The 24,826-nt window shown below is 47.1% G+C and carries 22 protein-coding genes and 1 other annotated feature; of the genes, 8 read left to right on the top strand and 14 right to left on the bottom strand.

Features of this window, described 5'->3' with window-relative positions; genetic code table 11:
• Nucleotides 1-9 precede the first annotated feature (9 nt).
• Nucleotides 10-1,647, bottom strand: coding sequence for a putative polysaccharide biosynthesis protein (locus tag ACNFN4_RS00370; RefSeq protein ID WP_014418671.1), 1,638 nt, complete (start codon nucleotides 1,645-1,647; stop codon nucleotides 10-12).
• Between the two features lie 207 nt (nucleotides 1,648-1,854).
• On the opposite strand from ACNFN4_RS00370, the gene ACNFN4_RS00365 reads away from it, so the two are divergent.
• Both ACNFN4_RS00365 and opuD read left to right on the top strand, forming a co-directional pair.
• Nucleotides 1,855-3,120, top strand: a complete 1,266-nt coding sequence (locus tag ACNFN4_RS00365; protein WP_448199935.1) for an NAD(P)/FAD-dependent oxidoreductase — start codon at nucleotides 1,855-1,857, stop codon at nucleotides 3,118-3,120.
• A gap of 179 nt (nucleotides 3,121-3,299) precedes the next feature.
• Nucleotides 3,300-4,835, top strand: coding sequence for a glycine betaine transporter OpuD (gene opuD, locus ACNFN4_RS00360; RefSeq protein ID WP_012118228.1), 1,536 nt, complete (start codon nucleotides 3,300-3,302; stop codon nucleotides 4,833-4,835).
• 35 nt (nucleotides 4,836-4,870) lie between these two features.
• On the opposite strand, the gene ACNFN4_RS00355 is transcribed toward opuD, so the two are convergent.
• The gene (locus ACNFN4_RS00355) at nucleotides 4,871-5,053 is read right to left on the bottom strand and encodes a sporulation protein Cse60 (RefSeq protein ID WP_003152309.1); all 183 of its coding nucleotides are present in this window, start codon (nucleotides 5,051-5,053) and stop codon (nucleotides 4,871-4,873) included.
• 201 nt (nucleotides 5,054-5,254) lie between these two features.
• On the opposite strand from ACNFN4_RS00355, the gene ACNFN4_RS00350 reads away from it, so the two are divergent.
• Genes ACNFN4_RS00350 through melA form a run of 5 tightly spaced genes read left to right on the top strand, consistent with a single transcriptional unit; the run spans nucleotide 5,255 to nucleotide 10,649 of the window.
• Nucleotides 5,255-6,280, top strand: a complete 1,026-nt coding sequence (locus tag ACNFN4_RS00350; protein ID WP_215797040.1) for a LacI family DNA-binding transcriptional regulator — start codon at nucleotides 5,255-5,257, stop codon at nucleotides 6,278-6,280.
• Between the two features lie 41 nt (nucleotides 6,281-6,321).
• Nucleotides 6,322-7,599, top strand: coding sequence for an ABC transporter substrate-binding protein (locus ACNFN4_RS00345; protein WP_448199934.1), 1,278 nt, complete (start codon nucleotides 6,322-6,324; stop codon nucleotides 7,597-7,599).
• Entirely contained in the window at nucleotides 7,596-8,510 is a 915-nt protein-coding gene (locus ACNFN4_RS00340) for a carbohydrate ABC transporter permease (RefSeq protein WP_448199933.1), read from the top strand. Before ACNFN4_RS00345 ends, ACNFN4_RS00340 begins: the two co-directional genes overlap by 4 nt.
• Nucleotides 8,507-9,328 carry a carbohydrate ABC transporter permease gene (locus ACNFN4_RS00335; protein WP_007408803.1) on the top strand — a complete coding sequence of 274 codons (822 nt, stop codon included), beginning with the start codon at nucleotides 8,507-8,509 and terminating at the stop codon, nucleotides 9,326-9,328. The genes ACNFN4_RS00340 and ACNFN4_RS00335 overlap by 4 nt, the downstream gene beginning before the upstream one ends.
• A 22-nt stretch (nucleotides 9,329-9,350) precedes the next feature.
• A complete protein-coding gene (gene melA / locus ACNFN4_RS00330) occupies nucleotides 9,351-10,649 on the top strand; it encodes an alpha-galactosidase MelA (RefSeq protein WP_109567140.1) in 1,299 nt (432 codons plus the stop codon).
• A 36-nt stretch (nucleotides 10,650-10,685) separates the two neighbouring features.
• Here the strand turns inward: melA and ACNFN4_RS00325 are convergent, their stop codons facing one another.
• The 4 genes from ACNFN4_RS00325 to ACNFN4_RS00310 form a co-directional block, all read right to left on the bottom strand.
• On the bottom strand, nucleotides 10,686-11,162 hold the full coding sequence (locus ACNFN4_RS00325; protein ID WP_217365606.1) for a GNAT family N-acetyltransferase: 477 nt from the start codon (nucleotides 11,160-11,162) through the stop codon (nucleotides 10,686-10,688).
• A gap of 84 nt (nucleotides 11,163-11,246) precedes the next feature.
• Nucleotides 11,247-11,558, bottom strand: coding sequence for a rhodanese-like domain-containing protein (locus tag ACNFN4_RS00320; protein ID WP_021494484.1), 312 nt, complete (start codon nucleotides 11,556-11,558; stop codon nucleotides 11,247-11,249).
• 116 nt (nucleotides 11,559-11,674) lie between these two features.
• On the bottom strand, nucleotides 11,675-14,089 hold the full coding sequence (gene leuS, locus ACNFN4_RS00315; RefSeq protein WP_448199932.1) for a leucine--tRNA ligase: 2,415 nt from the start codon (nucleotides 14,087-14,089) through the stop codon (nucleotides 11,675-11,677).
• Between the two features lie 109 nt (nucleotides 14,090-14,198).
• Nucleotides 14,199-14,412, bottom strand: a binding site (T-box leader).
• A gap of 102 nt (nucleotides 14,413-14,514) precedes the next feature.
• Nucleotides 14,515-14,850 (bottom strand): DUF4257 domain-containing protein, encoded by a 336-nt coding sequence (locus ACNFN4_RS00310; RefSeq protein WP_015418038.1) that lies wholly within the window; start codon nucleotides 14,848-14,850, stop codon nucleotides 14,515-14,517.
• Between the two features lie 388 nt (nucleotides 14,851-15,238).
• Here ACNFN4_RS00310 and ACNFN4_RS00305 point away from each other — a divergent pair, with 388 nt between their 5' ends.
• Nucleotides 15,239-16,024: a PAS domain-containing protein gene (locus ACNFN4_RS00305; protein WP_448200022.1), complete on the top strand. Its 786-nt coding sequence runs from the start codon at nucleotides 15,239-15,241 to the stop codon at nucleotides 16,022-16,024.
• Nucleotides 16,025-16,065: 41 nt separating this feature from the next.
• Here ACNFN4_RS00305 and ACNFN4_RS00300 read toward each other — a convergent pair whose 3' ends face one another.
• The 8 genes from ACNFN4_RS00300 to ACNFN4_RS00265 form a co-directional block, all read right to left on the bottom strand.
• Nucleotides 16,066-17,250: an MDR family MFS transporter gene (locus ACNFN4_RS00300; protein ID WP_017418406.1), complete on the bottom strand. Its 1,185-nt coding sequence runs from the start codon at nucleotides 17,248-17,250 to the stop codon at nucleotides 16,066-16,068.
• Between the two features lie 195 nt (nucleotides 17,251-17,445).
• The gene (locus ACNFN4_RS00295; protein ID WP_448199931.1) at nucleotides 17,446-18,165 is read right to left on the bottom strand and encodes a YwaF family protein; all 720 of its coding nucleotides are present in this window, start codon (nucleotides 18,163-18,165) and stop codon (nucleotides 17,446-17,448) included.
• Between the two features lie 106 nt (nucleotides 18,166-18,271).
• Nucleotides 18,272-20,212 (bottom strand): FtsX-like permease family protein, encoded by a 1,941-nt coding sequence (locus ACNFN4_RS00290; RefSeq protein ID WP_032868344.1) that lies wholly within the window; start codon nucleotides 20,210-20,212, stop codon nucleotides 18,272-18,274.
• Nucleotides 20,209-20,964, bottom strand: coding sequence for an ABC transporter ATP-binding protein (locus ACNFN4_RS00285; RefSeq protein WP_280145401.1), 756 nt, complete (start codon nucleotides 20,962-20,964; stop codon nucleotides 20,209-20,211). The genes ACNFN4_RS00290 and ACNFN4_RS00285 overlap by 4 nt, the downstream gene beginning before the upstream one ends.
• A 102-nt stretch (nucleotides 20,965-21,066) precedes the next feature.
• Entirely contained in the window at nucleotides 21,067-22,071 is a 1,005-nt protein-coding gene (locus ACNFN4_RS00280) for a sensor histidine kinase (protein WP_280145402.1), read from the bottom strand.
• Nucleotides 22,064-22,759, bottom strand: a complete 696-nt coding sequence (locus ACNFN4_RS00275; protein WP_095061243.1) for a response regulator transcription factor — start codon at nucleotides 22,757-22,759, stop codon at nucleotides 22,064-22,066. Before ACNFN4_RS00275 ends, ACNFN4_RS00280 begins: the two co-directional genes overlap by 8 nt.
• 63 nt (nucleotides 22,760-22,822) lie before the next feature.
• The gene (locus ACNFN4_RS00270) at nucleotides 22,823-24,133 is read right to left on the bottom strand and encodes an ABC transporter permease (protein ID WP_232489593.1); all 1,311 of its coding nucleotides are present in this window, start codon (nucleotides 24,131-24,133) and stop codon (nucleotides 22,823-22,825) included.
• On the bottom strand, nucleotides 24,123-24,818 hold the full coding sequence (locus ACNFN4_RS00265; protein WP_007408816.1) for an ABC transporter ATP-binding protein: 696 nt from the start codon (nucleotides 24,816-24,818) through the stop codon (nucleotides 24,123-24,125). Before ACNFN4_RS00265 ends, ACNFN4_RS00270 begins: the two co-directional genes overlap by 11 nt.
• Nucleotides 24,819-24,826 lie beyond the last annotated feature (8 nt).

Raw genomic sequence — 24,826 nt, 5'->3', positions numbered from 1 at the left:
TCATTATTCTTAATGGGCGGAATGCCTGCCTCTTCTCAAAACGCGGGGCAGACGGTTTCCAAACATTTTCTGTAAAAATCCGATTCGGTACGCGGCAAACATGTACACCGCACCGCCGACAGCGGCGCAGACAAAGACGACAATCGCCGCATGCACCTGGCCGCTTTGGTATGTTACAAAGAAGCTGAGCAGCCATTGAGTCAGCTTGACCGCGACTCCCATCAGGACGGACAGGACTGCGATTAAAATGACCCGTTTTATAAGTACCGTATACGAATAGCCCGCATGGCGCTTAATCATGATAAAACCGTACAGAAGAGAAGCGATATAACCGAGCGCCGTTGCCAGGATGGCCCCGTCTCCCTGAAACAGCTTGATCAGCGGCACGTTCAGCACCACTTTTATAATGACGCCGATGAAAAGGCTCACGACAGCAAATTTCTGTTTATTAATCCCTTGCAGGATCGCGGCGTTTACGGTAAACAGAGAAAACAGAATCGCGACAGGCGCGTACCAGAACAATATATCCTGTCCGATATCCGGGCGAAGACTTTCAGAGCCGTAGAAGAACGTATAGGCCGGACCCGATAACACGGACATCCCGACAACGGCGGGAATAACCAAAAACAGAATGATTTGCATCGTCTGGTTAATCTGCTGGTTCAAAAGCTTATAATTCCTGCTCGTAAACGATTCAGTAATCGTCGGAATCAGCGTCAGACCGAAAGCGGTCGCCAGAGAAACCGGGATCATAACAAGCTTCGGCACATAAAGGGTGACAATCGCAAGCATGTCCTGGCTGATATCCTTATGGCCCGCCGCAATCATCGCTTTATTAAACGTATTCGTATCGATATATGAATACAAAGGAATCGCCAGTCCGACAAATACGTAAGGAGCGGCATAACTGAAAAGCTCAATGAACATTTTTTTATAACTTAAGTTCGCGGACGGGACAAGATTCGGCTTCATCGCCAGAAGATCGCCCTTCCGCTTATTCCAGTAAATATAAAGGACGACAAGCCCTCCGAATGATCCGATCAGCGCCGCGAAAGTCGCGTATCCGACTGCGATGACAAGGCCGCCGTTGATCACTCTTAAAATCAAATACGTTGCGCCCAATAAAAAGATAATCCGGGCAAGCTGCTCCACAACCTGTGAAACGGCTGTCGGCCCCATCATCTGGTGACCTTGGAAAAAACCGCGCACAAGACTCATAATCGGCACGACCAAAAGTGCCAGACTGACCATCCGGATGACATAAACGACGTGGTCAATCGTAAGTCCGTTGTTACTCGTGCCGCCGAGAGATGTTTCCGCAAAAAACGGCGCCGAAATATAAAGAATTGAAAAAGCGATCATCCCGGTTACGAGCATAACCGACATTCCCGCTCTCAGCATCCGCCTGCTCGTCTCATAGTCTCCTTTGGAGTTATATTTCGAGACAAATTTTGAAACCGCGGCGGGAAATCCCATCGTGGCAATGTTTAAAAACAGTGTATATTGATTATATCCGTATTGAAACAAAGCTCCGCCCGTCGCTCCGACCATCGCTCCGAACGGGATCAGATAAATCATCCCTAAAATCCGCGATATATAGGTGCCGAGCGTCAGCACGAACGTGCCCCTTAACAATTTGCTTGACATGTTTCCTCATCACCATTTTCTACGAAGATTCAACTTTTCTATTTTAACACAACTGGGCAATTAGACGGTAATAATTACAGCGGGAAACTTTTTGGGAAAACCCTTTAAAAAACAAAATACGTTTAAGGATTCCCTTTCTTTCGCTATAATAGCAGAAAGCGGACATTTCCGCCTATTATACGTGAAAAAGAAAGTTGTTGATGAAATATGAAACATTATGACGTGATTGTGATCGGCGGCGGTCCGTCCGGTTTAATGGCTGCGATTGCGGCAGGCGAAGAAGGGGCGGACGTATTATTAATCGATAAAGGAAACAAGCTGGGACGGAAGCTGGCGATTTCCGGCGGCGGGCGCTGCAACGTGACCAACCGCCTCCCCGTTGAAGAAATCATCAAACACATCCCCGGCAACGGCCGCTTTTTATACAGCGCGTTTTCCGAATTTAATAATGAAGATATCATCGCCTTTTTTGAAAAACTCGGCATTCAGCTGAAAGAAGAAGACCACGGGCGCATGTTCCCGGTGACGGACAAAGCGCAAAGCGTTGTCGATGCGCTTTTGAACCGATTAAAACAACTGAATGTCACCATCCGCACAAATGAAAAAATCAAAGAAGTGCGGTACGAGAACGGCAGGACAGCAGGCATTACGACAAACAATGACGAACACATTAACGCAGACGCCGTCATTATCGCGGTCGGCGGAAAATCAGTCCCGCATACCGGCAGCACCGGAGACGGCTATGCATGGGCGGAAGCGGCCGGTCATACCGTGACCGAACTCTTTCCGACGGAAGTGCCGGTTACGTCGTCAGAACCGTTTATTAAACAAAAAACACTTCAGGGGCTGTCTCTTAGAAACGCGGCCGTCAGCGTCCTGAATAAAAAAGGCAAACCAATCGTCACACACGTGATGGACATGCTGTTTACCCATTTCGGCTTGTCAGGCCCCGCCATTCTCCGCTGCAGCCAGTTTGTCGTCAAAGAACTGAAAAAGCAGCCAGAGGTCAAACTCCGCATCGATCTGTTTCCCGGCATCAACGAGGAAGAGTTATTTCAAAAGATGCACAAGGAACTGAAAGACGCACCGAAAAAAGCGCTCAAAAACGCGCTGAAGCCGTGGATGCAGGAACGGTACCTGCTTTTTCTTCTGGAACGGAACGGTCTTGATCCGCAGACAAGCTTTACGGAACTGCCGAAGGATCAATTCAGGTCTTTTGTCAAAGACTGCAAACAATTTACGGTTGCCGCTGACGGAACGCTTTCTTTGGACAAAGCGTTTGTCACAGGCGGAGGTGTTTCCGTAAAAGAGATTGAGCCGAAACAAATGGCGTCTAAAAAAATGGAAGGCTTATATTTTTGCGGAGAAATACTCGACATTCACGGCTATACCGGGGGCTACAATATCACTTCAGCCTTTGTCACGGGTCGTCTCGCCGGTTTGAATGCAGGACGTTTCTCACGCTCGCTCTAAATGGTTTAAAGCGCATTTACCTGAGCGTCCCCGTTGATAATTGACCAAAAACATGATAGAGTTTTCTGCGTTTTGTTTCACCTGATTGAGGGAATAGGAAGAAAGGAATGATCTGCAATCGTACGACCACACTAAAACAAAATGGCGTATTGAAAAAAATAGTCAGAGGGTGAGAACGTTTGAAGAAGAACATCTCCAGTGTTTTTTGGATTGTGATTGTCATCACAGCAGCTGCGGTTTTATGGGGGGCCATTTCTCCTGACAGCCTGCAGCAAGTCACTGATACGGCACAAAAATTTATTACGGATTCTTTCGGCTGGTATTATCTGCTGGTCGTTTCTATATTTGTCGGTTTCTGTCTCTTTCTCATTGTGAGTCCGATCGGCACAATAAAACTCGGAAAACCCGGGGAAAAACCGGAATTCGGCTTATTATCATGGTTTGCCATGCTTTTCAGCGCAGGCATGGGAATCGGTTTGGTATTTTACGGGGCTGCGGAACCGATCAGCCATTACGCCATCAGCTCTCCCTCAGGTGAAACAGAAACGCCCCAAGCATTTCGTGATGCGCTCCGGTACACATTTTTCCACTGGGGGCTGCACGCTTGGGCCATCTATGCGGTCGTCGCTTTATGTATCGCATATTTTCAATTCAGAAAAGACGCGCCCGGTTTGATCAGCAGCACACTGACACCGCTTTTGGGCGATAAAGTAAACGGGCCGATCGGCAAAGCAATTGACTGTATCGCGGTGTTTGCGACCGTTGTCGGTGTGGCGACAAGCTTAGGGCTCGGAGCGACTCAGATCAACGGCGGTCTGCATTATTTATTCGGCATTCCAAAAACATTTTCCATTCAGCTGATCCTGATCGCTGTCGTGACCGTGTTATTTTTGATTTCTGCATGGAGCGGAATCGGCAAAGGGATTAAATACTTAAGCAATACCAACATGGCGCTCGCGGCTATTTTAATGATCTTTATGCTCATTGCAGGCCCGACGGTGCTGATTATGAACTCATTTACCGATTCTATCGGCCAATACATCCAAAATATCGTGCAGATGAGCTTTCGCTTGTCTCCGAATGATCCCCAAAAACGCGAATGGATTAACAGCTGGACCATTTTCTATTGGGCGTGGTGGATATCCTGGTCGCCGTTTGTCGGCATTTTTATCGCCCGTGTATCAAGGGGCCGGACGATCCGGGAATTTTTAATCGGGGTGTTGGTGACACCTTGTATATTGGCTTTCTTATGGTTTGCGATCTTCGGTGTATCCGCGATGGATCTTCAGCAGAAAGGCGTATTCAATGTCGCGGGAATGTCAACGGATACGATGCTGTTCGGCGCACTCAGCCACTATCCGCTGACAATGGTGACATCCGTATTAACGCTTGTTCTGATCGCTGTATTCTTTATTACATCAGCGGATTCAGCGACATTTGTGCTTGGAATGCAAACGTCTTACGGCTCATTAGACCCGTCAAACCGGGTGAAAATCATCTGGGGCGTCATCCAGTCCGCCGTGGCAGCGGTTTTATTATATTCCGGCGGTCTTGCCGCACTGCAAAACACGGCCATTCTCGCCGCGGTTCCGTTTTCAGTCGTGATTCTTCTGATGATTGTGTCTCTGTACAAGTCATTAGCGAGCGAGAGAAAAGGAATCAAACAAGCGGAGAAATACCAAAAACCAAGAAGTCCCCGCGTCAAAAAAGCATAATGAACAAAGAAGCCCGGCATTTCGTCCGGGCTTCTTTATTTTCGGTATAAAATGAGAGCGGAAAAACAATAAAGCTGCTCACCTTCAGGATCACAGGCCGCCGCTACCGTATATTTAATATCAACGAGCTGTTCATCAGAAATCCCCTTTAAAAATGTATTGACTTCAGTCTGCAGATCCTTTTCATGCTCCTCATCAAAAACAGCTATCTTCAGCACATCACCCTCTCCTTTCTCTATCAATTTATTCCGGTTCAATTGAAATATGATAGAGAAAAACAGATTTTCTTTTTTACTGATTTTTTACTAAAAGTGACCAAAAATAGTTGTTGAAAACGCTTACTAACGTATGATAATATCACTTTAACAATAACCAGGTCATTTCTATTTAGTAAATATTTAGTAAAAAGGAGATGCGAAATGGTCCGTCTCAAAGATATTGCCTTACAGGCATCTGTATCCAGCGCGACAGTATCGAGAATTTTGAATAAGGATGACTCTTTAGCCGTGACTGATGAAACAAGAGAAAAAGTTCTGAGGATCGCTGATGAGCTGGGCTATCAGCCGTCGGCAAAAAGACGGAAGAACCGCAGCCGCAGCGATTCAGCGCCCCTGATCGGCGTTGTCAGCTGCCTGTCACCCGAAGAAGAACGGCAGGACCCTTATTTTTCAGCGATCCGAAAAGGCATTGAGGAAGAATGCTTTCGGCAAAAAGTTTTTATCACATCTTCTATCCATCTCGGTTCTTTTCAAGAGCATATGTTTCACGAACTGGACGGCGTGATCATAATCGGCAGCCTGCAAGACGAGGCGCTTACGAACATCAGCGCCGCTTTCAGGCACGCGGTATTTGTTAACGGCACCCCCGATCCCGCCCGCTACGATTCCGTCAGCGTGGATTTTTATGCCGCAGCGCAAAAGGCGATAGAACATCTTCTGTCGCTCGGTTACCAGCGGCTCGGTTATATCGGCGGCCGGGAGCGGGAGCATACCGTCATAGACGGTGTAAACAGCAATAAAACGATTGAGGATAAGCGTCTGACCGCTTTCTTACAAATGGCCGGCGCCGAGCCGGAGCATGTACTGATCGGCGAATACAGCATGCACGAAGGGTTCCGGCTGATGAATGAAGCCATCAAAGGCGGAAGTCTCCCCGATGCCTTTTTTATCGCAAGTGATTCGATGGCTGTCGGCGCTTTAAAAGCCTTGCAGGAAGCCGGTCTTCAAGTCCCGCGCGATACGGCGGTTGTCAGCTTCAACGGAATTGATGAGGCAGAATACGCCAGCACGCCGTTATCAACGGTAAAAGTATACACGGAAGAGATGGGCCGGACGGGTGTCAAATTGCTTCTCGACCGTTTAAACGGCAGAACCGTCCCGCTGGCCGTGACGCTCCCCACTTCATTGATTGTCAGACAAAGCTGCGGCTCACAAGAAAGGAGGTGACGTGTCCCGCAGCGTTTATATCATATTTAAAGGAGGAAAAGATGAAACGCTTACTGGCTTTGTTTCTTTCTTTTACTTGCATGATCCTTCCCGGCTGCTCGGCAGAACAGAGCGGCGCCGGAGAAAAGCAGAAAACATTGACAGTCTATTCCACCATATCCTCAGACAGCGAACGCGCCGTATTCAGAAAGTTGGCTGATTCATTCCAAAAAGAACATCCGGACATTCAAGTAAACGTTCATTTCCCAGGCAATGACTACGAAAATATGATGAGGGTCAGAATGGCAGCCGGTGACATGCCCGACCTTTTCGACACACACGGCTGGGCCAAAATCCGCTACGGAGAATATACCGCCGACCTCAGCGGCATGTCTTGGACGAAGCGGCTCGATCCGAATTTAAACAGCATGCTCAAAGACGCCAAAGGCAGAATATACGCCTTCCCTCTGAATCAGGCAAAGGACGGACTGGCCTACAACCGCACTCTGTTGGAAAAATACGGAATAAAACAGCCGGAAACAATGGATGATTTTATGAAGGCACTGCGACAGATTAAAGAAAAAAGCGGCGGAACAGTCACCCCCTTCTGGTTTGCCGGCTATGAGAAAAGCTCATTTGCCCAATATTACGATCAATTCGCCGCACCGCTTCTCATCACAGATCCCGCACACCGTTACAAAAAACAACTGTTAAACGGAACCTTCCGCTGGACACACTTCACCTATTTATCTGACAAACTGAAAGAGATGCAAAAGGAAAACCTGCTCAATATAGATGCCGTGACGGCAAAACGGTCCCAGCTCATTGAACTGATGGCGCAAAACAAAATCGCCTTTACGCTGCAGGGCGGCACCCTCGGCCAAGACGTCGCTCAAATCAATCCGAAAGTAAAAGTCGGCATCATACCCACCCCGGCCGTCCACAAGGGAGACGCGCCGGTTTGGATCGGAGGCGAACGTTACACGCTGGCGGCATTCAAGGATTCCCCGCGGCTTAAAGAAGCGAAACAGTTTATCGCATTTATGGCCCGCCCCGAGCATGCAAAATCAATTGCCGAAGCGACCTCGCTTCCGGCCGGATTAGTGAATGTGCAAACGGACATTTTCTACGCAAATGACTATAAGCGCTATCAGCATATTAAGGTGCAGCCTTATTTTGACCGCCTTTATTTGCCGAACGGAATGTGGGATGTGATGGGAACAGCCGGGCAGGAACTGATGGCCGATATCTTAACCCCCGCTGAAATTTCCGCGAAACTCGGCAGGGAATATAAGCGGCTCCGGCTTCAATCTGATTCACAGGGAGCTGAAAAAGAATGAGTGATCTTGCAAGAGAAACCCAAGGATTTCAACATCAAAAGCCGGTAAAATCCGCGTCACTGTGGTGGATGTACGTCCCCGCTCTTGCCATGGTTTTTATTTTCATGATTTTTCCGTTTGTCAAAGGCGCTTTTATCACATTTACAAACTGGAACGGCTTCTCACAGACGTATCAATGGGTGGGAGTCACTCAATATAAAAGGCTTTTTACAGATCCGGACACGTGGCTTGTTGTGAAAAATACTTTGCTTTACGGAATCGGAAGCACTTTTTTTCAGAATATGCTCGGACTTTTATATGCGCTGCTTTTGAATCAGAGCTTAAAAATGAAGGCGCTCACAAGAACGATCGTCTACCTGCCCGTCATTATCAGTCCGCTGATAATGGGATACATTTGGTATTTTATTTTCTCATATGACGGGGGTGCGCTGAATGATGTGCTTGGCGCACTGGGAATCGGTCCTGTCAACGCCTTGGCAAGCCCTGCGGCAAACCCGTGGATTATCGTCATGATTAACACGTATCAATACGCAGGCATTGCGATGATTGTATATTTGGCGGGGCTGCAAAGCATTCCGAAAGATTATTACGAAGCCGCAAAAATGGATGGCGCTGGACGTCTTCAGCCGTTTTTCACCATCACCCTGCCTTTATTGATGCCGGCTGTCACCATCAACATGGTCATCAATATCATCGGCGGGCTGAAGCTGTTTGATGTCATTTTCGCGCTGACCGCAGGCGGGCCGGGCAATTCCTCTCAATCGATGTCGACGTTTATGTATGATTTATATTTTAAACGGCAGGATGCGGGATATGCCGCCGCCCAAGGCGTGTTTATGTCCGTCATTATTCTTGTCATCAGCTTTTCGGCTCTCGTGTATTTCAAGCGAAAGGAGACGGAAATGTCATGAAAACAGCCCGAATGCGGATTTTTACGCTGTTGGCAGCCGTTATCTCGTGCGTTCATATTGTCCCCTTTTATATTTTGCTGACCACGTCATTAAAAGCAAAAGGAGACTACAGTTCAAAATGGTCGCTGCCATCCGCCTTTTCATTTCAGAATTTTCGTGAAGCATGGGAACGTGCCTCTCTCGGGCAATCCTTTCTGAACACGATTATCATTACAGCCGTTTCCGCCGCTTTGTTAATTTTCATGGGTTCGCTTGCCGCATACCCGCTCGCTAGAAGAAATACAAAGCTGAACAAAATCGTCTTCGGCCTTTTGATTTCTATCATGATCATCCCGCCTTTGACTTCCATGGTTCCTTTATACAAGATGGTCGCTGATGCGGGGCTGATCAATACGCATGCCGCAGCCATTCTCATTAATACGGCTGCATATATGCCGCTGACCGTTTTCTTATATTCAGGGTTTATCCGCTCTTCCATTCCGAAAGAGCTTGAGGAAGCCGCCAGGATGGACGGCGCGGGATTGATCAGGACTTTTTATACAATCGTGTTTCCTTTGTTGAAACCGATTACCGCAACGGTCTGCATTATTTCCTGCGTGTTTATCTGGAACGATTACCAATTTGCGATTTTCTTTTTACAAGATCAAAAGGTGCAGACATTGACCGTGGCCATGGCGGGATTTTTCGGCGAAAACGCGAACAATCTTCACTTAGTCGCCGCAGCCGCGATTATGGCGATGCTGCCGATGGTCGTATTGTTTTTGGCGCTTCAAAAATATTTTATCTCAGGGCTGTCCTCCGGGGCGGTCAAAGGCTGAGAAGAAAAGGGAGGAATTTCTGTTGAAGAAAATTACGTTTATCGGAGCGGGAAGCACGATTTTCGCAAAAAATGTACTGGGGGACTGCTTACTGACTGAAGCATTAAACGGGTTTGAATTCGCGCTTTATGATATTGACGCTGTACGGCTGAAAGAATCCCAGCTCATGCTGGAAAACATGAGAGACCGCTACAATACGAGTATATCCATCATCTCCTACGATGACCGAAAACAGGCGCTGAAACACGCCGGCTATGTGATAAACGCCATTCAGGTCGGAGGCTATAAACCCGCGACGGTCATTGACTTTGACATCCCGAAGCGGTACGGTCTCCGTCAGACGATTGCCGATACCGTCGGGATAGGCGGCATTTTCCGTTCCCTTCGCACCATCCCCGTTTTATTTGACATCGCAAAAGACATGGAAGAGGTCTGCCCGGATGCGTGGCTGTTAAACTATACAAATCCGATGGCCTCTCTGACCGGAGCGATGCTCAGACATACAAATGTAAAAACGGTCGGCCTGTGCCACAGCGTCCAGGTATGTACCAAAGATCTGTTTGACTCACTCGGCATGGATCACGAAGGTACGGAAGAACGCATTGCCGGCATCAACCATATGGCTTGGCTTTTGGAGATTAAAAAGGACGGAATTGATTTATATCCGGAAATTAAAAGACGGGCACGCGAAAAACAAAAGACGAAACATAAGGACATGGTGCGGTTTGAGCTGATGGATAAATTCGGCTGCTACGTAACGGAATCATCTGAGCATAATGCCGAATATCACCCGTATTTTATAAAAAGCCGGTATCCGGAGCTGATAGATGAACTCCAAATTCCGCTTGATGAATATCCGAGGAGATGCGCGGAACAAATCAACAATTGGGAAACGATGAGAGACGGCATCATCAACAACCAAAACCTGACGCATGAACGCTCAAAAGAATACGGTTCGAGAATTATAGAAGCGATGGAGACGGGCCGTCCGTTCACATTCGGCGGCAATGTGCTGAATACCGGGCTGATACCGAATCTGCCCGCGAAAGCGGTCGTTGAAGTGCCTTGCACAGCCGTCAAAAACCACATTATGCCGTGCTATTCGGGCGAACTTCCGGAGCAGCTCGCGGCGCTCAACAGAACAAACATTAACACACAGCTTTTAACCATCGAAGCGGCCGTTACTTTAAAAAAGGAAGCCGTATATCAGGCGGCCATGCTTGACCCGCATACGAGCGCCGAGCTTTCCATGAATGACATCATATCTTTGTGCGATGACTTATTCGAAGCGCACAAAGACCGGCTTCCGACTTATCACTGATCATTCGCGATCCGGCCCCGGAAAGGCTGGATCGCTTTATATGTTCAGCACCAGTTTGACCGTCTGTAAGGTGTGTCCCCTAAAGTCTTCTTCAAATTCACATACCCATTGAAACCCTTTCGCTTGATAAAAGGACAAGGCGATGCGGTTCTCTTTTTCTGCATGGACATAAAGCTTTTTTACCCCGCCGGACTGCCTGATGCATTCTTTAAGGAGTGCCGTTCCTATCCCGCTTCCCTGGCAATCCGGGTCAATATAGATGGCGGTCAGCTCCGCATTTCCGTCTTTTTGAACCGGAGTGACATTTGCAAAACCGAGCACTCGCCCCTCTTCTTCTGCCACAAAGAACAGAGAATGCAAGAGCCGGCGTTCCATCATCTCATCCTGATAGGCGGATTCGAGAAACTGATCTTGAATGTGTCTGGGAATAATCCCTTCATACGTATGATGCCAGCTTCGTTCTGCGACTTGCCGGACCTGTTTGATATCGTTTGATTTCATAGCGCGGATCATCGGTTTCACCTGATTCGCCTCCCGTTTTTTTATAAAAAAAGAAGAAAAAGACGCACGTCCCTTTTCTTCTTTCACTTCAAAGCGTTATTTCTTCGGCTTTGTTTCGCCTTCCCACTCCAGCATGCCGCCTTCAACATTAACCGTACGGAAGCCCTGCTCATGTAAATACATACAAACGTTCATGCTTCTTTTTCCGGAACGGCAGATAAATACATACTCCTTGTCCTTGTCTAACGCATCCATCTTCTCAGGGATGTCCCCCATGCGGATGTGAACGGCCTGCGGAATCATTCCTTCGGCAACTTCTTCGTCTTCTCTGACATCAATCAGATACAGCTCTTCTCCCGCTTTTAATTTTTCTTCCAGTACGGCTGTGCTGATTTCATTTATTTTCAATGTGTGACACTCCCATTCATCTTTATGGTGTTAAGTATACCAAAGCCCGCGGTGCAATTTCTATGATAGAGGCCTGATAAAAAAGCCCCTCTCTATAGGAGAGGGGCTTCGTCCGGTCAGTTTGCCACGATATTGACAAGCTTGCCCGGTACGGCAATGATTTTTCGGATCGTTTTTCCTTCAAGCTGCTCTTTTACTTTTTCGTCAGCTTGTGCGAGCTGTTCTAACGCTGCTTTATCAGCATCAGCCGGAACCATTAATTTCGCTTTTACTTTTCCGTTCAGCTGTACGACGATTTCCACTTCATCGTCCACCAGTTTTGATTCGTCATAAGCAGGCCAAGCCTCGTATGCAATCGAACCTTCGTGGCCGAGTTTTTCCCACAGTTCTTCGGCCAAATGCGGCGCAATAGGAGAAAGCAGCTTCACAAAACCTTCGATATAGTCTTTCGGCAGTTCATTCGCTTTGTAAGCTTCATTAATGAAGACCATCAGCTGAGAAATGCCCGTGTTAAAACGAAGGGCTTCGAAGTTTTCTGTCACTTTCATGACCGTTTCATGATAGACGCGCTCAAGAGTTTCGCCTGCGCCTTCTGTCACTTTGCCCGTCAGTTCGCCGTTTTCCTCGATAAACAAACGCCATACGCGGTCAAGGAAGCGGCGCGCTCCGTCAAGACCTGATTCAGACCAGGCGATAGATGCGTCAAGCGGCCCCATAAACATTTCGTACAGGCGGAGCGTATCTGCTCCGTGAGACGCCACAATTTCATCCGGATTGACGACGTTTCCGCGGGATTTACTCATTTTTTCATTGTTTTCCCCGAGAATCATTCCTTGGTTATACAGCTTTTGGAACGGTTCTTTCGTCGGCACGACACCGATATCGTAGAGGAATTTATGCCAGAAACGCGCGTACAGAAGGTGAAGCACGGCATGCTCCGCTCCTCCGATGTAAATATCAACGGGCAGCCATTTATCCAGTTTCTCAGGTGAAGCGAGCTGATCCGGATTTTTCGGGTCGATAAAGCGGAGGAAATACCAGCAGCTTCCCGCCCATTGCGGCATCGTGTTCGTTTCTCTTCTGCCTTTTTTGCCCGTTTCAGGATCAGTGACTTCCACCCACTCTTTAATGTTGGCAAGCGGTGATTCACCTGTTCCGCTCGGTTTGATCTCATCGGTTTTCGGCAGAATCAGCGGCAGCTCTTCCGCCGGAACGGCTGTTGACGTGCCGTCTTCCCAATGAATAACCGGAATCGGCTCGCCCCAATAGCGCTGGCGGCTGAACAGCCAATCACGCAGGCGGTATGTCACTTTTTTCTCACCGTTTTTCGTTTCTTCAAGCCAGGCGATCACTTTTTCAATCGCTTCCGCTTTATTCAGTCCGTTCAGAAAGCCGGAATTGACATGCTCTCCGTCTCCCGTGTACGCTTCTTCTTCCGTGTTTCCGCCTTTTACGACTTCTTTGACAGGCAGGCTGAACACTTTGGCGAATTCAAAATCACGTTCATCATGCGCCGGCACGGCCATTACAGCGCCCGTTCCGTAAGAGGCGAGGACATAATCCGCTATCCAGATCGGCAGCTTTTCTCCATTTGCAGGGTTTACGGCATATGCGCCCGTGAAGACGCCCGTTTTTGTTTTCGCAAGATCCGTCCGTTCCAGGTCACTTTTCGCCTGAACTTCTTTAACATAAGCGTCTACCGCTTCTTTTTGTTCAGGCGTCGTGATGGCCTCCACAAGCTCATGCTCAGGAGCCAGTACGGCATAAGCCGCGCCGAACAGCGTGTCCGGTCTTGTCGTAAACACCGTAAACGTGTCATCAGTGCCGTCGATCGCGAAATGCACGTTTGCGCCTTCTGAGCGTCCGATCCAGTTGCGCTGCATGTCTTTAATGCTTTCCGGCCAGTCAAGTTCTTCTAAATCTTCAAGAAGCCTGTCCGCATAAGCGGTGATTTTCAGCATCCATTGTCTCATCGGGCGGCGTTCAACCGGATGGCCGCCCCGCTCGCTTTTGCCGTCAATGACTTCTTCGTTCGCAAGCACCGTTCCGAGCGCCGGGCACCAGTTGACCGGCACTTCGTCTACGTAAGCGAGCCCTTTTTCGTACAGCTTAGTGAAGATCCATTGCGTCCACTTGTAATAGTCCGGATCAGTCGTATTGATTTCACGATCCCAGTCATAAGAAAATCCGAGTGATTGAATCTGACGGCGGAAATTATCTATATTTTGTTTTGTGAACTCAGCCGGATCATTCCCCGTGTCAAGCGCGTATTGCTCGGCAGGAAGCCCGAACGCGTCCCATCCCATCGGATGAAGCACATTGTATCCTTGCATGCGTCTCATGCGCGAAAGGATATCGGTTGCCGTATAGCCTTCCGGATGTCCGACATGAAGGCCGGCTCCTGAAGGATACGGGAACATGTCAAGCGCGTAAAACTTCGGCTTGTCATTCTCTTCACTGACGGCGAACGTTTTATGATCCAACCAGTAATTCTGCCATTTCTTTTCTATTTTTTCGTGCTGAAAACTCAACGTAAAAACCTCCTTCTGATTGAATACGGCGTATGTAGTCCAAGTATTGACGGGATGAGGAAGATTATATTCAGATTATTCTAAAACTAAAAAAAACTCCCTCATCCCAAAAAGGGACGAGAGATTTTTGTTTCCCGCGGTACCACCCTCGTTAGCGCGCTTTTAAGCCGCACTCACTTGATACTTTTAACGCAGTTATGCGTCAGCGGTTTTGCCGCTGCAACTCTGAGGCGAGTTCGGAAACAGACTTGATTGACTTGCACCGGCCGTCAACTCTCTGATTGCAAAATCTGCTTCTTACTGCTCCTCTTCACTGTTCTTATCGCTACCGTAATCTTACCTGTATTTTATAGAATTCTGTTCATAAGTGCAAGCAGGTTTGTATACAATGGGAATGTACCCGGAACGGGTCGTGAGCGGGGATATTATTTTGATGGAGGATTTTTTTGCTGGTGTGGTTTTGCTTCGGCCGAATCACTGTTTTGTTCTCTGACAAAATCAAAGCTCCTGAGAACAGCTTCTCCGCCGTAGCCTGCGATTATGGATAAGATGACGAGTTGAATTCCTGAATCGGGGTCAGCGGATAAGACAAGTAAGATGGAAGCAGCCATTCCGATAAAACCATCTTCCAAAAAACCGAGATAGATAAACCGCTTTGTCATTCTGGGTTTCTCCAGCCTGCCTCTCTTTTTCACATGACCGAGAACCCCCATGATTCCTCCAATTACACAAGCAATTATTACCTGATGCAGCATCTTCATCACCTTCCTAAAGCCCTTATTTAGTAAAGCGACTTCAGGCCATCCAGCCCCCTTACGAATACGATGATTTTCGATATCTACATACCGGCGATTGAGCAGGAAAGTAAAAAGCTTGTTTCTTCCATTATATGTGAACACATGATCGGTAAGCTTGATGCATTAGATTCATTTTTCACCCAGTGACAATGACCTAGTCACTTACTTAGCGATGATGTGCCTTCCCCTTATATATTCAGTGTATATGAGGACAAGCCCGAATGACAAATTGCAAACTTCGGCTGCTTGAATCAGAACATATGTTATGCTACGGTTACTGTAGATTCATTTAAAAAGGGGAGAAACAATGGCTGAAAAAGCGCGCAGCTTTACGGCCAAAAGGGGGTTTTACATGGCTGACTCAAATGTATTCGGAAAACCGGAGCAGCTGGAGCTTATCAAAAAGGCGCTTGATCACGCACGTATCGGCGTGGTGATTACAGACCCCTCTCTTGAGGACAATCCCATCATATATACAAATCAGAGATTTATGGATATGACAGGCTACTCTTCCGAAGAGATATTAGGTAAGAACTGCAGATTTCTGCAAAGCAAAGAAACCGACCGTCAACAAGTCGCGAAAATAAGAAAGAGCTTAAACCAGAAAGAAAAGATCACGGTGCGGCTGAAAAATGTCAAAAAAGACGGCACCCCATTTTGGAATGAACTCAACATTGATCCTCTGTATGTTGAAGACAAGCTCTATTTTGTCGGTTTTCAAAAAGACATCACAGAGCAGAAAGAATACGAAAAGCTCCTTGAGGATTCCCTCGCAGAAATCACGACACTGTCAACGCCGATTGTTCCGATCCGAAACGGCATCTCCGCTTTGCCGTTAGTGGGAAACTTAACGGAAGAACGATTTGATTCAATCGTGACAACTTTGACGGACATATTAACCGCATCTAAAGATGATTACTTAATTATAGACTTATCAGGTCTGGCCGAGGTAAACGAACAGACCGCAGACCGGATTTTCAAATTGCACCACCTGCTTAAATTAATCGGCACGGAATTGATTATCACCGGGATCAAGCCTTCCCTCGCCATGAGAATGAATCAGCTTGATGCCAGCTTTTCTTCATTAAAGACATATTTAAACGTTAAGGACGCGGTCAACGTGCTTCCGGTCGTATAAACAAAAAAATCCCGCCGAAACAGCGGGATTTTTTTATGTCGTCATCGCACTTGGACGTTTTGTTTACTAACGGTTTTCAGGCGTTTGTCGTACAGCACCGTCGCTGCGATGCTGACAACAAGAAGCACCATCAGGATCAACAGCAGCACGCTCATTCCGTACTGATCAACCAGCACGCCGCCAAGAAGCGGCCCGATCATTCTGCCGCCCGTCGCCGCACTGTTGACGAATCCTTGGTAAAACCCTTCTTTCCCCTTAGGCGCAAGCTGATTGGCAATGGTAGGCACGGCAGGCCAGACAAGCATTTCTCCGACGGTTAAAATCACCATTGCGGTGAGGTACATCGGAAATTGCTTGGCGCTGAGAAGCACGCCGAACGAGACGATAAAAATACAAAAGCCGATGACCATCTGCGTTTTTAACGCACCGGACCATTTTTTCAAAACAACTCCTATGAGAGGCTGTCCGGCGACAATTAATATTCCGTTTACGGTCCAGAGCACACTGTATAATGAAAGCGGCATACCGATGCTTTGAGTATGTGACGCAACGGTTGTGGACCACTGAGAATAGGCAATCCACCCGAGAACATACCCGCCGCTCAATATGAGAAGCGCCGTAAATTTCGTTCTGCTGCTGACAGGCTCGTAGTCCAGGACAGAAACCTGGCTCGCATTTCCGGTTTTGATATTTCGAAACCCGAAAAATACGATAAGGAAAAACAGCACATACAGCATAGCATTGGCTAAAAACACGTACGTAAACGAGTACGCCGCAACCATCCCGCCGAGTGCCGAGCCGACGGCGACACCTGCGTTCTGAGCTACATAAATCGCATTAAAAGCTCTCCGCCCGCCTTCTTTCCATACCGCTCCCGCCATGGCGTAACTGGCCGGAAACACGATACCGGAACCGAAGCCGACAATGATGAGCAGCCAAATATAAACGGGCCATTGATGAAACAGAACGAGTCCGAGAAGACTTGCCAATGTGATCATAATGCCCAGCATAATGGATTTGAATCCGCCGATTTTATCAAACAAAAATCCGCCGCATAAATTCCCCGCCACACTGGCACCGGAATTCAGCATCAGAACAATCCCCGCAACAGTCAGCGATTTCCCTAAATGATTATGAATATAGATCGTATTCAGCGGCCACAAAAAAGATGCGCCCGTCACATTGATAAACATTCCGATGATTAATATCTTCAAAGCGCGCGGCATACCGATCCCCCTCTCTCTATAAAAAACCCCATGAAAAAACGGAAACCGCAAGCCGCGGCTCCGTATCGAACACGTTATCATAGCACATTCATTCTATCGCCGCGGACGTCTTTTTTCAACATCAGAATCTGAAAAAAATAATGCCGGAATGTTGAAAAAATTACAAATGATTGGATTCACAAAAACAGGCCGGCCTCATGCTCTTTTCCTCAGCAGCCAAAACGGAATATACAGAATGAAAAAGCTCAATATCACCGCCGCTTCCATTGATAGAAGATACCACGGCCAAGGTCCGAAAACGTTCAGAAGCGAAGCGGTCTTCGGTTTTTTCATTAAATATAGGTAATTTGCATTCAGCACACGGTCAATAAAAAAGACACACGCCCCGTACAGATTTACGATCAGCACCGATACCCACAGCCCGCGCGCCGACGGCCTGTACCTTTCTGAAGCGGCCATGAATAGACAGGTAAGAAAAACACAGCCGTGAGAGACGAAAAACACGATGTACCGAAAATGCGGGAAAGAATACGCCCCTAAATCAGGTGTTGCCATCGCCTGTACGGCGCTGCCCAAACCGGCAAAATAGAGGAAGGCGAACAGTTTTTCGCTTTTTGTCATGACCATCAGCATCGCCAAATAGACGGAAAGATCGCTCAGCTGCAGCGGCAGAACTGTTTTCAGCGACCAGGCATGATGACAAAGCAGCCATATATGATAGCTGATCTGCGACACGGCAAGGAGAATGAACAGTACATAACGGAAAACGCGATTCGGCCGGCCGTGGTTGAGCTTTTTCCGGAATACGATCAAGCCCGCCCCCAGCAATCCGATGATCAACAGCGTGAAAATGTGTTCCTTGGAAAAAAGATGAAAGGCCCCTGTTTCAGATTTCAATTGAAAATATCTCTGCATAAGGCTCCCCCGCGCGAAAAAATGACGTATGTCTATTCTTTTAAAAATCGCTTTCTTCTATTCATACAAAAAAGCCTCCGCTTGTGCGGAGGCTCCTCAACTTGTTTTACAAGGCGGATTGAATGACTTTTTTATAGTATAGCACCGACAGCATGCCGAAGATGGAGTACAGCAGCGTATACAGCGCCATGACGATGATCATCGGCGTCCACACTTCCGTTCCGAATAAAAACCATCCTGACTGAACGGCAAAATAGCTGTGGAACAGCCCGAGAACGAGCGGGATGCCGAAATGATACGCCTGCTTCCGGCGGATGCCTTTCAGCAGATCCCCCGTTGTGAAGCCGAGTTTCCGCAATATCGTGTAATCAGCCTTCTCATCCTCACACTCGCCCATTTGTTTAAAATAAAGGATACAGCCTGAGGTGATCAGAAAGGTTAATCCCAAAAAGCCGACAATAAACATGATCAGCCCCATGTTTTTCTTTTGGGTGTCAGCCGTTTCAAATTGCGAAAGCGCGCCATCTGAATAGTGCTGCGCCTGAAACAGACCATCAGCTTTTTGGATGTCCTCTTCACGTTTGAGTGTAATGCCGAAAAACCGATTTGATTTTCCCTGAATGGACGGGTCGATATCTTTCTCGATCCGATCAAATACCTGCTGCGTGACGATAACGGTCGGCAGCCCTCCGCTTGTAAATGTATATGACAGGAGGAAGTCGTTCTTCAAGCCCTTATACGCCAGCGGTATTTTATCCGTTTTGCCGTTTATATCAATGGAACCTGACGTTTTCAGGTCGAGAAATCTTTTCATCATATCATTATATCCGGTAAACACGGCTTCTCCGTCAGAAAGCTCCGTCCCTTCTGCGTCTTTCTCGCTTATAATCGGCAGCGCCAAGCTGGACGGGTCTTGTTGAAAGCTTTTCATATCGCCGTTTATGATGTTCTTCATATTGACACCGGCTTGAATGGTCTTGATTGTTTTCACTTTGTGTTCAATTCCGTTTTTCTTCAATAAAGCGGTAAATGAGTCAGTCTCCTTTTGGTTATCAAACGCAAAGTCCGCGGCTGTATTTTGCTCAGCCGATTTTTCCGCGGAATAGTACGAGATATAGCTTAAAGACAGCAAACCGATTGCCAGCGCCGAAAGAGTCGTAATAATCGTCAGCAGGACGGCGTTTGACTTCATCCGGAACATGATGGATGACAAAGACAGCACTTCACTGACATTCAGATACCCGCCTTTTGATTTCCGGATGAGATTTGCCAGAAAGCTGACCGAACCTTTATAAAACAGATAGGTTCCGATAATGACCGAGCCGAGAATAAACACCATGGCCGAAAACAGTTCATTCATGCTCGTAAAACTGCCTCCGAATAAATCCGCGGACACGGCATAGCCGGCGATAATGGCCGCAATACCGACAACGCCGATCGACATCTGCACCCAAGAAAGCCGTCTTATGCCGCTTTCTGACGATGACGCGGTTTTAAATAAAGACAAAATGCTTTGCCGTTTAATAAATAAGTAATTCATCATCATAATCAGCACGTAAATTGCCCCGAACACAATTAACGTCTGAACGAGCGCCTTGCTTGAAAAAAACAGTGAGACAGAGGCTTTCACACCGACTGTATGAAACAGCATCATCATACATAATTTCGAGAGAGAAAAGCCGGCAAAAATACCGATCCAAATCGATCCGAAATACAAAATGAAATTTTCTGTGCTGAGTATGCGGAAAATGTGCATTTTCGTCATGCCGATTAATCGGAATAAGCCGATTTCCCGGCCGCGCCGTTTAATAAAAATGGTGTTGGCGTATAAAAGAAATACCGACACGATCGCCACAAGCAGTACAGAGGCGGCCCGGATTGCCGCCGCTCCTTTTATGGAGCTTTTCATTTCATCAAGCGCCGGATCGTATTGCATCGTGACAAACGCGAAATAAAGGGCGGCGCTGAACACCAGCGCAAAAACGTAAAGGTAATAGTTTTTCATATTCTTTTTCAGGTTCTGGAAGATCAAATGATGAATACTCATGCCTGAACTCCGCCCAATACACTTTGCGTTTTCATAATATCCTGAAAAAAGTCCGGTCTGTCCTGGCCGCCTTTATTCAGCTGTGTATACACACGGCCGTCTTTAATGAAAACCACACGTCCGGAATAGCTGGCGGCAACCGGATCATGCGTCACCATCACAATGGTGGCGCGGCGTTTTTGATTCAGACGGCTGAGTTTATTCAGTAAATCCATGGCAGCCTTTGAATCGAGCGCTCCGGTCGGCTCATCAGCAAAAATAATGCCCGGCTCGTGAATAACAGCTCTTGCGGCAGACGTCCGCTGTTTTTGCCCGCCGGAAATTTCACTCGGATACTTATGTCTCAAATCATAGATCCCAAGCTCCTCTGCCGTCTCGGCAAATCGCAGGTCCGCCTCTTTCTTAGACATTTTCGTAATGGATAATGGCAGGAGTATGTTTTCTTTCACGGTCAGGGTGTCCAATAAATTATAATCCTGAAAAATAAAGCCGAGATGCCGTTTTCTGAATTCGGCAAGCTGTTTTTCTTTCATGGATGTAATCTCCGTCTCATTCAGTTTAATGGTGCCCGTGCTCACTTTATCAATGGAGGAAAGCACATTCAAAAGGGTCGTTTTCCCTGATCCCGACGGGCCCATAATGCTGACGAATTCCCCTTTGTGAATCTGAAGATCAATTCCTTTCAGCACCTCTTGTTTATTCAGCTTGTTTCCGTAGCTTTTTTGTATATTGCCTGCTTCTAAAATCATCACGTTATGATTCTCCTTTTACATTGGTTATCTTTATTTTAAAAACAGAAACCGTTTTTTTCGTTTGATTAAGCGAACAAAAGAGAAAAGCATGTGACACTTTTGTCACACGCTGAACATGCTGACGGCATCGTTCTGTTTCGGAAACACCAAGGTAAAAACCGTGCCGCTTTCCGGCTCAGAGCGCACGCTGATCCGGATAAGAAGCGGAGCCGCGGCTTTTTGAGCCAAATACAGGCCCATCCCCGTTGACGCGTGATCACGCCTCATTCGCGTCGAGGTAAATCCCTTTTCAAAAATGCGCGGAAGATCTTTGGGCTCGATGCCGATGCCGCGGTCTTCGATATCCACATGCACCCGGCCGTTTTGTTCATAGCTTTTTACGGTAATGTCATCCGCTTCACTGTATTTGACGGCATTGCTTAACAGCTGCCTGATGATGAAGGAAAGCCATTTTCCGTCACTGTGAACGTCTGGTGAATCAAGCTGAATGTCAAACCCGATCCCTTTTTGTATACACCATGATTGCAGATTTTTAATTTCTTTGAAAACGAGCGGTCTGAGCTGAATTCGCTGGAATGATAAATCATTTTCAATAAAGGACAATCGTTTCTGATGAAGCTGCTGGTCCAGGAGATGGTGAATCCGCAGCCATTCATACAGCAAAGGGGCTTTCAGCTGCTGTTCATCAAGGCGCTCGATCATGAGATGCATCGCTGTCAGCGGTGTTTTGACCTCATGAATCCATGACATCAGATCGTCCTTTTCATGCTCTGACGCCGCCTGAAGATGAAGGGAGCTTTTTCTTAACTGCTCCGTCTGCCCTTCAATGCTTTCTTCAACGATAGACTCAAACGGACTTTCAGGCGCTTTAAGATAAGACATGTCTAAATTGGCGTCCCACTCTCTTAAGCTTTTATAATAGGCGGTCTCTTTACGATAGCGGAACAAGAGAAATACAAGAAACACAAGAAGCGACAGGTAAACGAAATACAGCACCGAAAAAAACGGAATAGACGGATCAATATATGCCGCAAAAAGGAGCACAGCCTGCTGCAAAAGAAACATCGCGATCCAGCTTTTTCTTTCGAGCAGAAATGACTTAATCATAAAGACCGTCTTCTTCCTTTGCGATGTATCCCTGCCCCACCTTGGTTTCAATCATTTTCCCGATGCCTAATTGATCGAGTTTTTTCCGCAGCCGGTTGACATTCACCGTCAGCGTATTATCACTGACGAAACGCTCATCATTCCATAGGCTTCTGATGAGTTCTTCCCGGCTGACGATTTTATTTTTCTGCTCAGCCAGCAGTTTTAAGATCAGCATTTCGTTTTTGGTCAGCTCGACCGAACCGTTTTTACGGCTGACCGTGTTGGTTTCTGTGTCAATGACCGCCCCGCACCATCTTTTCATCAGGGCCGGTTCTGTGCCGTATTGATGCATACGGCGGAACACCGCCTGTATTTTCGCGATTAACACATCAAAGTGAAAAGGCTTCTGAATAAAATCATCTGCCCCGAGCTGCATCGACATGACCATATCCGCGGGATGATCGCGCGAGGACAAAAAGAGAATCGGCACGTTTGATTGGGAGCGTATCATTCTGCACCAATGAAAGCCGTCAAATTTCGGCAGCTGTACATCAATGATCACCAAATCAGGCTTAATTTCGGAAAACTCCCGGATGACACGGCTGAAATCTTTTATTCCGTGCACCGCAAATGACCAGCCCGTTAATCTCTCTTTCATCTCGTGAAACAAAGTGTTATCATCTTCTATTAACAAAATGTGAAACATGGTATCCGCCCTTTTCTGATAGATAGAGGAAAAACCGGCTGATGTTCAGCCGGCTTTTTTCCGTTACAGTTCTCTTCTTAATGCAGTCAGAACATTGGTTTTTGTCGCTTTGCGGGCCGGATTCATACCGGAAATCACCGCGACCCCCGCACAAATGACAACTGCGATCACAACGAGGCTGAGCGGGATATAGGAGAAGGTATAATGAAGATCTTCGGCTCCGGTGTTTCCCCCTACCGCTTTCAAAATAACCGGCACAGCCAGATTGACGGCAAAACTCACTACGTAAGAAATGATAATCCCGATGACAGAACCTAATATCCCGATATAGGCGCTTTCCATCAGGAACATTCTGCGGATGATGGACGGGCTTGCGCCGATCGCTTTCATAATCCCGATTTCCTGCGTTCGTTCCGTCACCGCCATCGTCATCGTATTGAAAATACCGATGGCAGAAATCACGACGGCGATAAAGCCGACAAAGATCAGGCCGATTTTAAAGACGAGGAAGAAGGTATTGACGCCCTTCAGCTCGGTTGTGACAGATCTGACATAAAAGCCGTCATCCGTGAGGTCATGGGTAAGCTGATCGACATGTTCGAATTTGTCCGCATACACATTGATGTTTTTTTCCACATTTCCATTCTTCAGATCCAAGAATGTTGAGAAGTCCTTCTTGAATTGATCACTTACAAAAATATTTGTATCCTCTATCCAATCTTGGGACGGTTTTTTTGTAATTCCGACTACTTTGAAGTCGTACGTTTTCGTTTTCTCAACGTCTCCGTCTTTGTTTGTTTTGGAGATGCTCAGCTGTATCGTTTTATTAAGCAGGTCTTTCGTATAGCCTTTTGGTTTTTTCACCTCCGACATGTCGCCTTGGTGATCCTTTAACTCTTTGTCGTAAGCGTCAGCCTCTTTTTTCGTCAATAGGTTCTTCGCAAAATCATAGCCGACCACGATTTCATTCTCTGTACGGGCGACCCTTCCCTGATCAAGCTCCATATTGGCTTTGACTTCATCGTTCATGTTTGTCAGCACAATGGCTGAATCTTCATTTGTTCGGTTTCCTAACGACGCTTTATTCGGTTCATACACTTGTGTTCTTTCAACGACAGACTTGACATTTTTATACTTTTCCAAGTCTGATTTCTTCACAGCTTTTCCGTTCTCTTGGCCGAGCACATTGATTTCCGTAACAATCTGCTGGCTCATCGTAATGTCTGTAATCGTTTTTTGGATGCCGAATCCGACGGACGACAGCACGACCAAAAACGCGCACGCCATTGTCGTTGCCAGCACCGTCATGAAAACACGCAGCCGGTTTTTCTTCATATTTCTTCTGATAAAGTGAATCTGATCCTTAAATCTCAACAGTAACGCCCCCTTTTAATACACCGTCATGCAGCTGGAATTTTGAATGCGCGATTGAAGCGACTTCATCGTCATGCGTAATGATGACAAATGTAATCCCGCGCTCCCGGTTCAGCTGCTGAATTAACGCAAGCACCTCAAGCTCCGTTTCTGAATCGAGGCTTCCCGTCGGCTCATCAGCTAAAATAATCGACGGATTTAAAATCAGGGCTCTTGCGATACTGACACGCTGCTGCTGGCCGCCTGACAGCTCATTCGGATAATGATTCGCATGATTCTCAAGTCCGACCCGTTTCAGCATGTCCGCGACTTTTTGCTTGCGTTCAGACGGTTTGACGCCTTTTAAGGCAAGCGGCATTTCAACATTTTCATAGGTTGTCAGACTCGGAATGAGCTGAAAACTTTGAAAAATAAAACCGAAATGCCCGAGGCGGAACTGCGCCCACTCTTTTTCACTGAAGCCCGTCACATCAGTGCCATTAATGACGATACGACCCTTCGTCGGCGCTATGTATCCGGAAATTAAATTCAGAAGCGTTGATTTTCCGGAACCGCTCCGCCCGACGATACAGGCAATTTCCCCTTTTTCAACGGTCAAAGAGACATCTTTCAATACCGGAACCTCACTCTCTCTGCCTTTCCTGCCGATTTTAAATGAATGATCAATATGCTGTACTTCTATCATGTACACCA

The organism is Bacillus sp. N1(2025) (assembly GCF_053470005.1).
The sequence above is the reverse complement of the archived record's forward strand: the minus strand, read 5'-3'. Positions and strand labels throughout refer to the sequence as shown.

Bases quoted from the DNA above. Each gene is read 5' to 3' on its own strand.
- ACNFN4_RS00370 (WP_014418671.1), bottom strand. From the start codon at position 1,647: ATGTCAAGCAAATTGTTAAGGGGCACGTTCGTGCTGACGCTCGGCACC.
- ACNFN4_RS00365 (WP_448199935.1), top strand. From the start codon at position 1,855: ATGAAACATTATGACGTGATTGTGATCGGCGGCGGTCCGTCCGGTTTA.
- ACNFN4_RS00350 (WP_215797040.1), top strand. From the start codon at position 5,255: ATGGTCCGTCTCAAAGATATTGCCTTACAGGCATCTGTATCCAGCGCG.
- ACNFN4_RS00345 (WP_448199934.1), top strand. From the start codon at position 6,322: ATGAAACGCTTACTGGCTTTGTTTCTTTCTTTTACTTGCATGATCCTT.
- ACNFN4_RS00340 (WP_448199933.1), top strand. From the start codon at position 7,596: ATGAGTGATCTTGCAAGAGAAACCCAAGGATTTCAACATCAAAAGCCG.
- ACNFN4_RS00335 (WP_007408803.1), top strand. From the start codon at position 8,507: ATGAAAACAGCCCGAATGCGGATTTTTACGCTGTTGGCAGCCGTTATC.
- ACNFN4_RS00325 (WP_217365606.1), bottom strand. From the start codon at position 11,162: ATGATCCGCGCTATGAAATCAAACGATATCAAACAGGTCCGGCAAGTC.
- ACNFN4_RS00310 (WP_015418038.1), bottom strand. From the start codon at position 14,850: ATGAAGATGCTGCATCAGGTAATAATTGCTTGTGTAATTGGAGGAATC.
- ACNFN4_RS00305 (WP_448200022.1), top strand. From the start codon at position 15,239: ATGGCTGACTCAAATGTATTCGGAAAACCGGAGCAGCTGGAGCTTATC.
- ACNFN4_RS00300 (WP_017418406.1), bottom strand. From the start codon at position 17,250: ATGCCGCGCGCTTTGAAGATATTAATCATCGGAATGTTTATCAATGTG.
- ACNFN4_RS00295 (WP_448199931.1), bottom strand. From the start codon at position 18,165: ATGCAGAGATATTTTCAATTGAAATCTGAAACAGGGGCCTTTCATCTT.
- ACNFN4_RS00290 (WP_032868344.1), bottom strand. From the start codon at position 20,212: ATGAGTATTCATCATTTGATCTTCCAGAACCTGAAAAAGAATATGAAA.
- ACNFN4_RS00280 (WP_280145402.1), bottom strand. From the start codon at position 22,071: ATGATTAAGTCATTTCTGCTCGAAAGAAAAAGCTGGATCGCGATGTTT.
- ACNFN4_RS00275 (WP_095061243.1), bottom strand. From the start codon at position 22,759: ATGTTTCACATTTTGTTAATAGAAGATGATAACACTTTGTTTCACGAG.
- ACNFN4_RS00265 (WP_007408816.1), bottom strand. From the start codon at position 24,818: ATGATAGAAGTACAGCATATTGATCATTCATTTAAAATCGGCAGGAAA.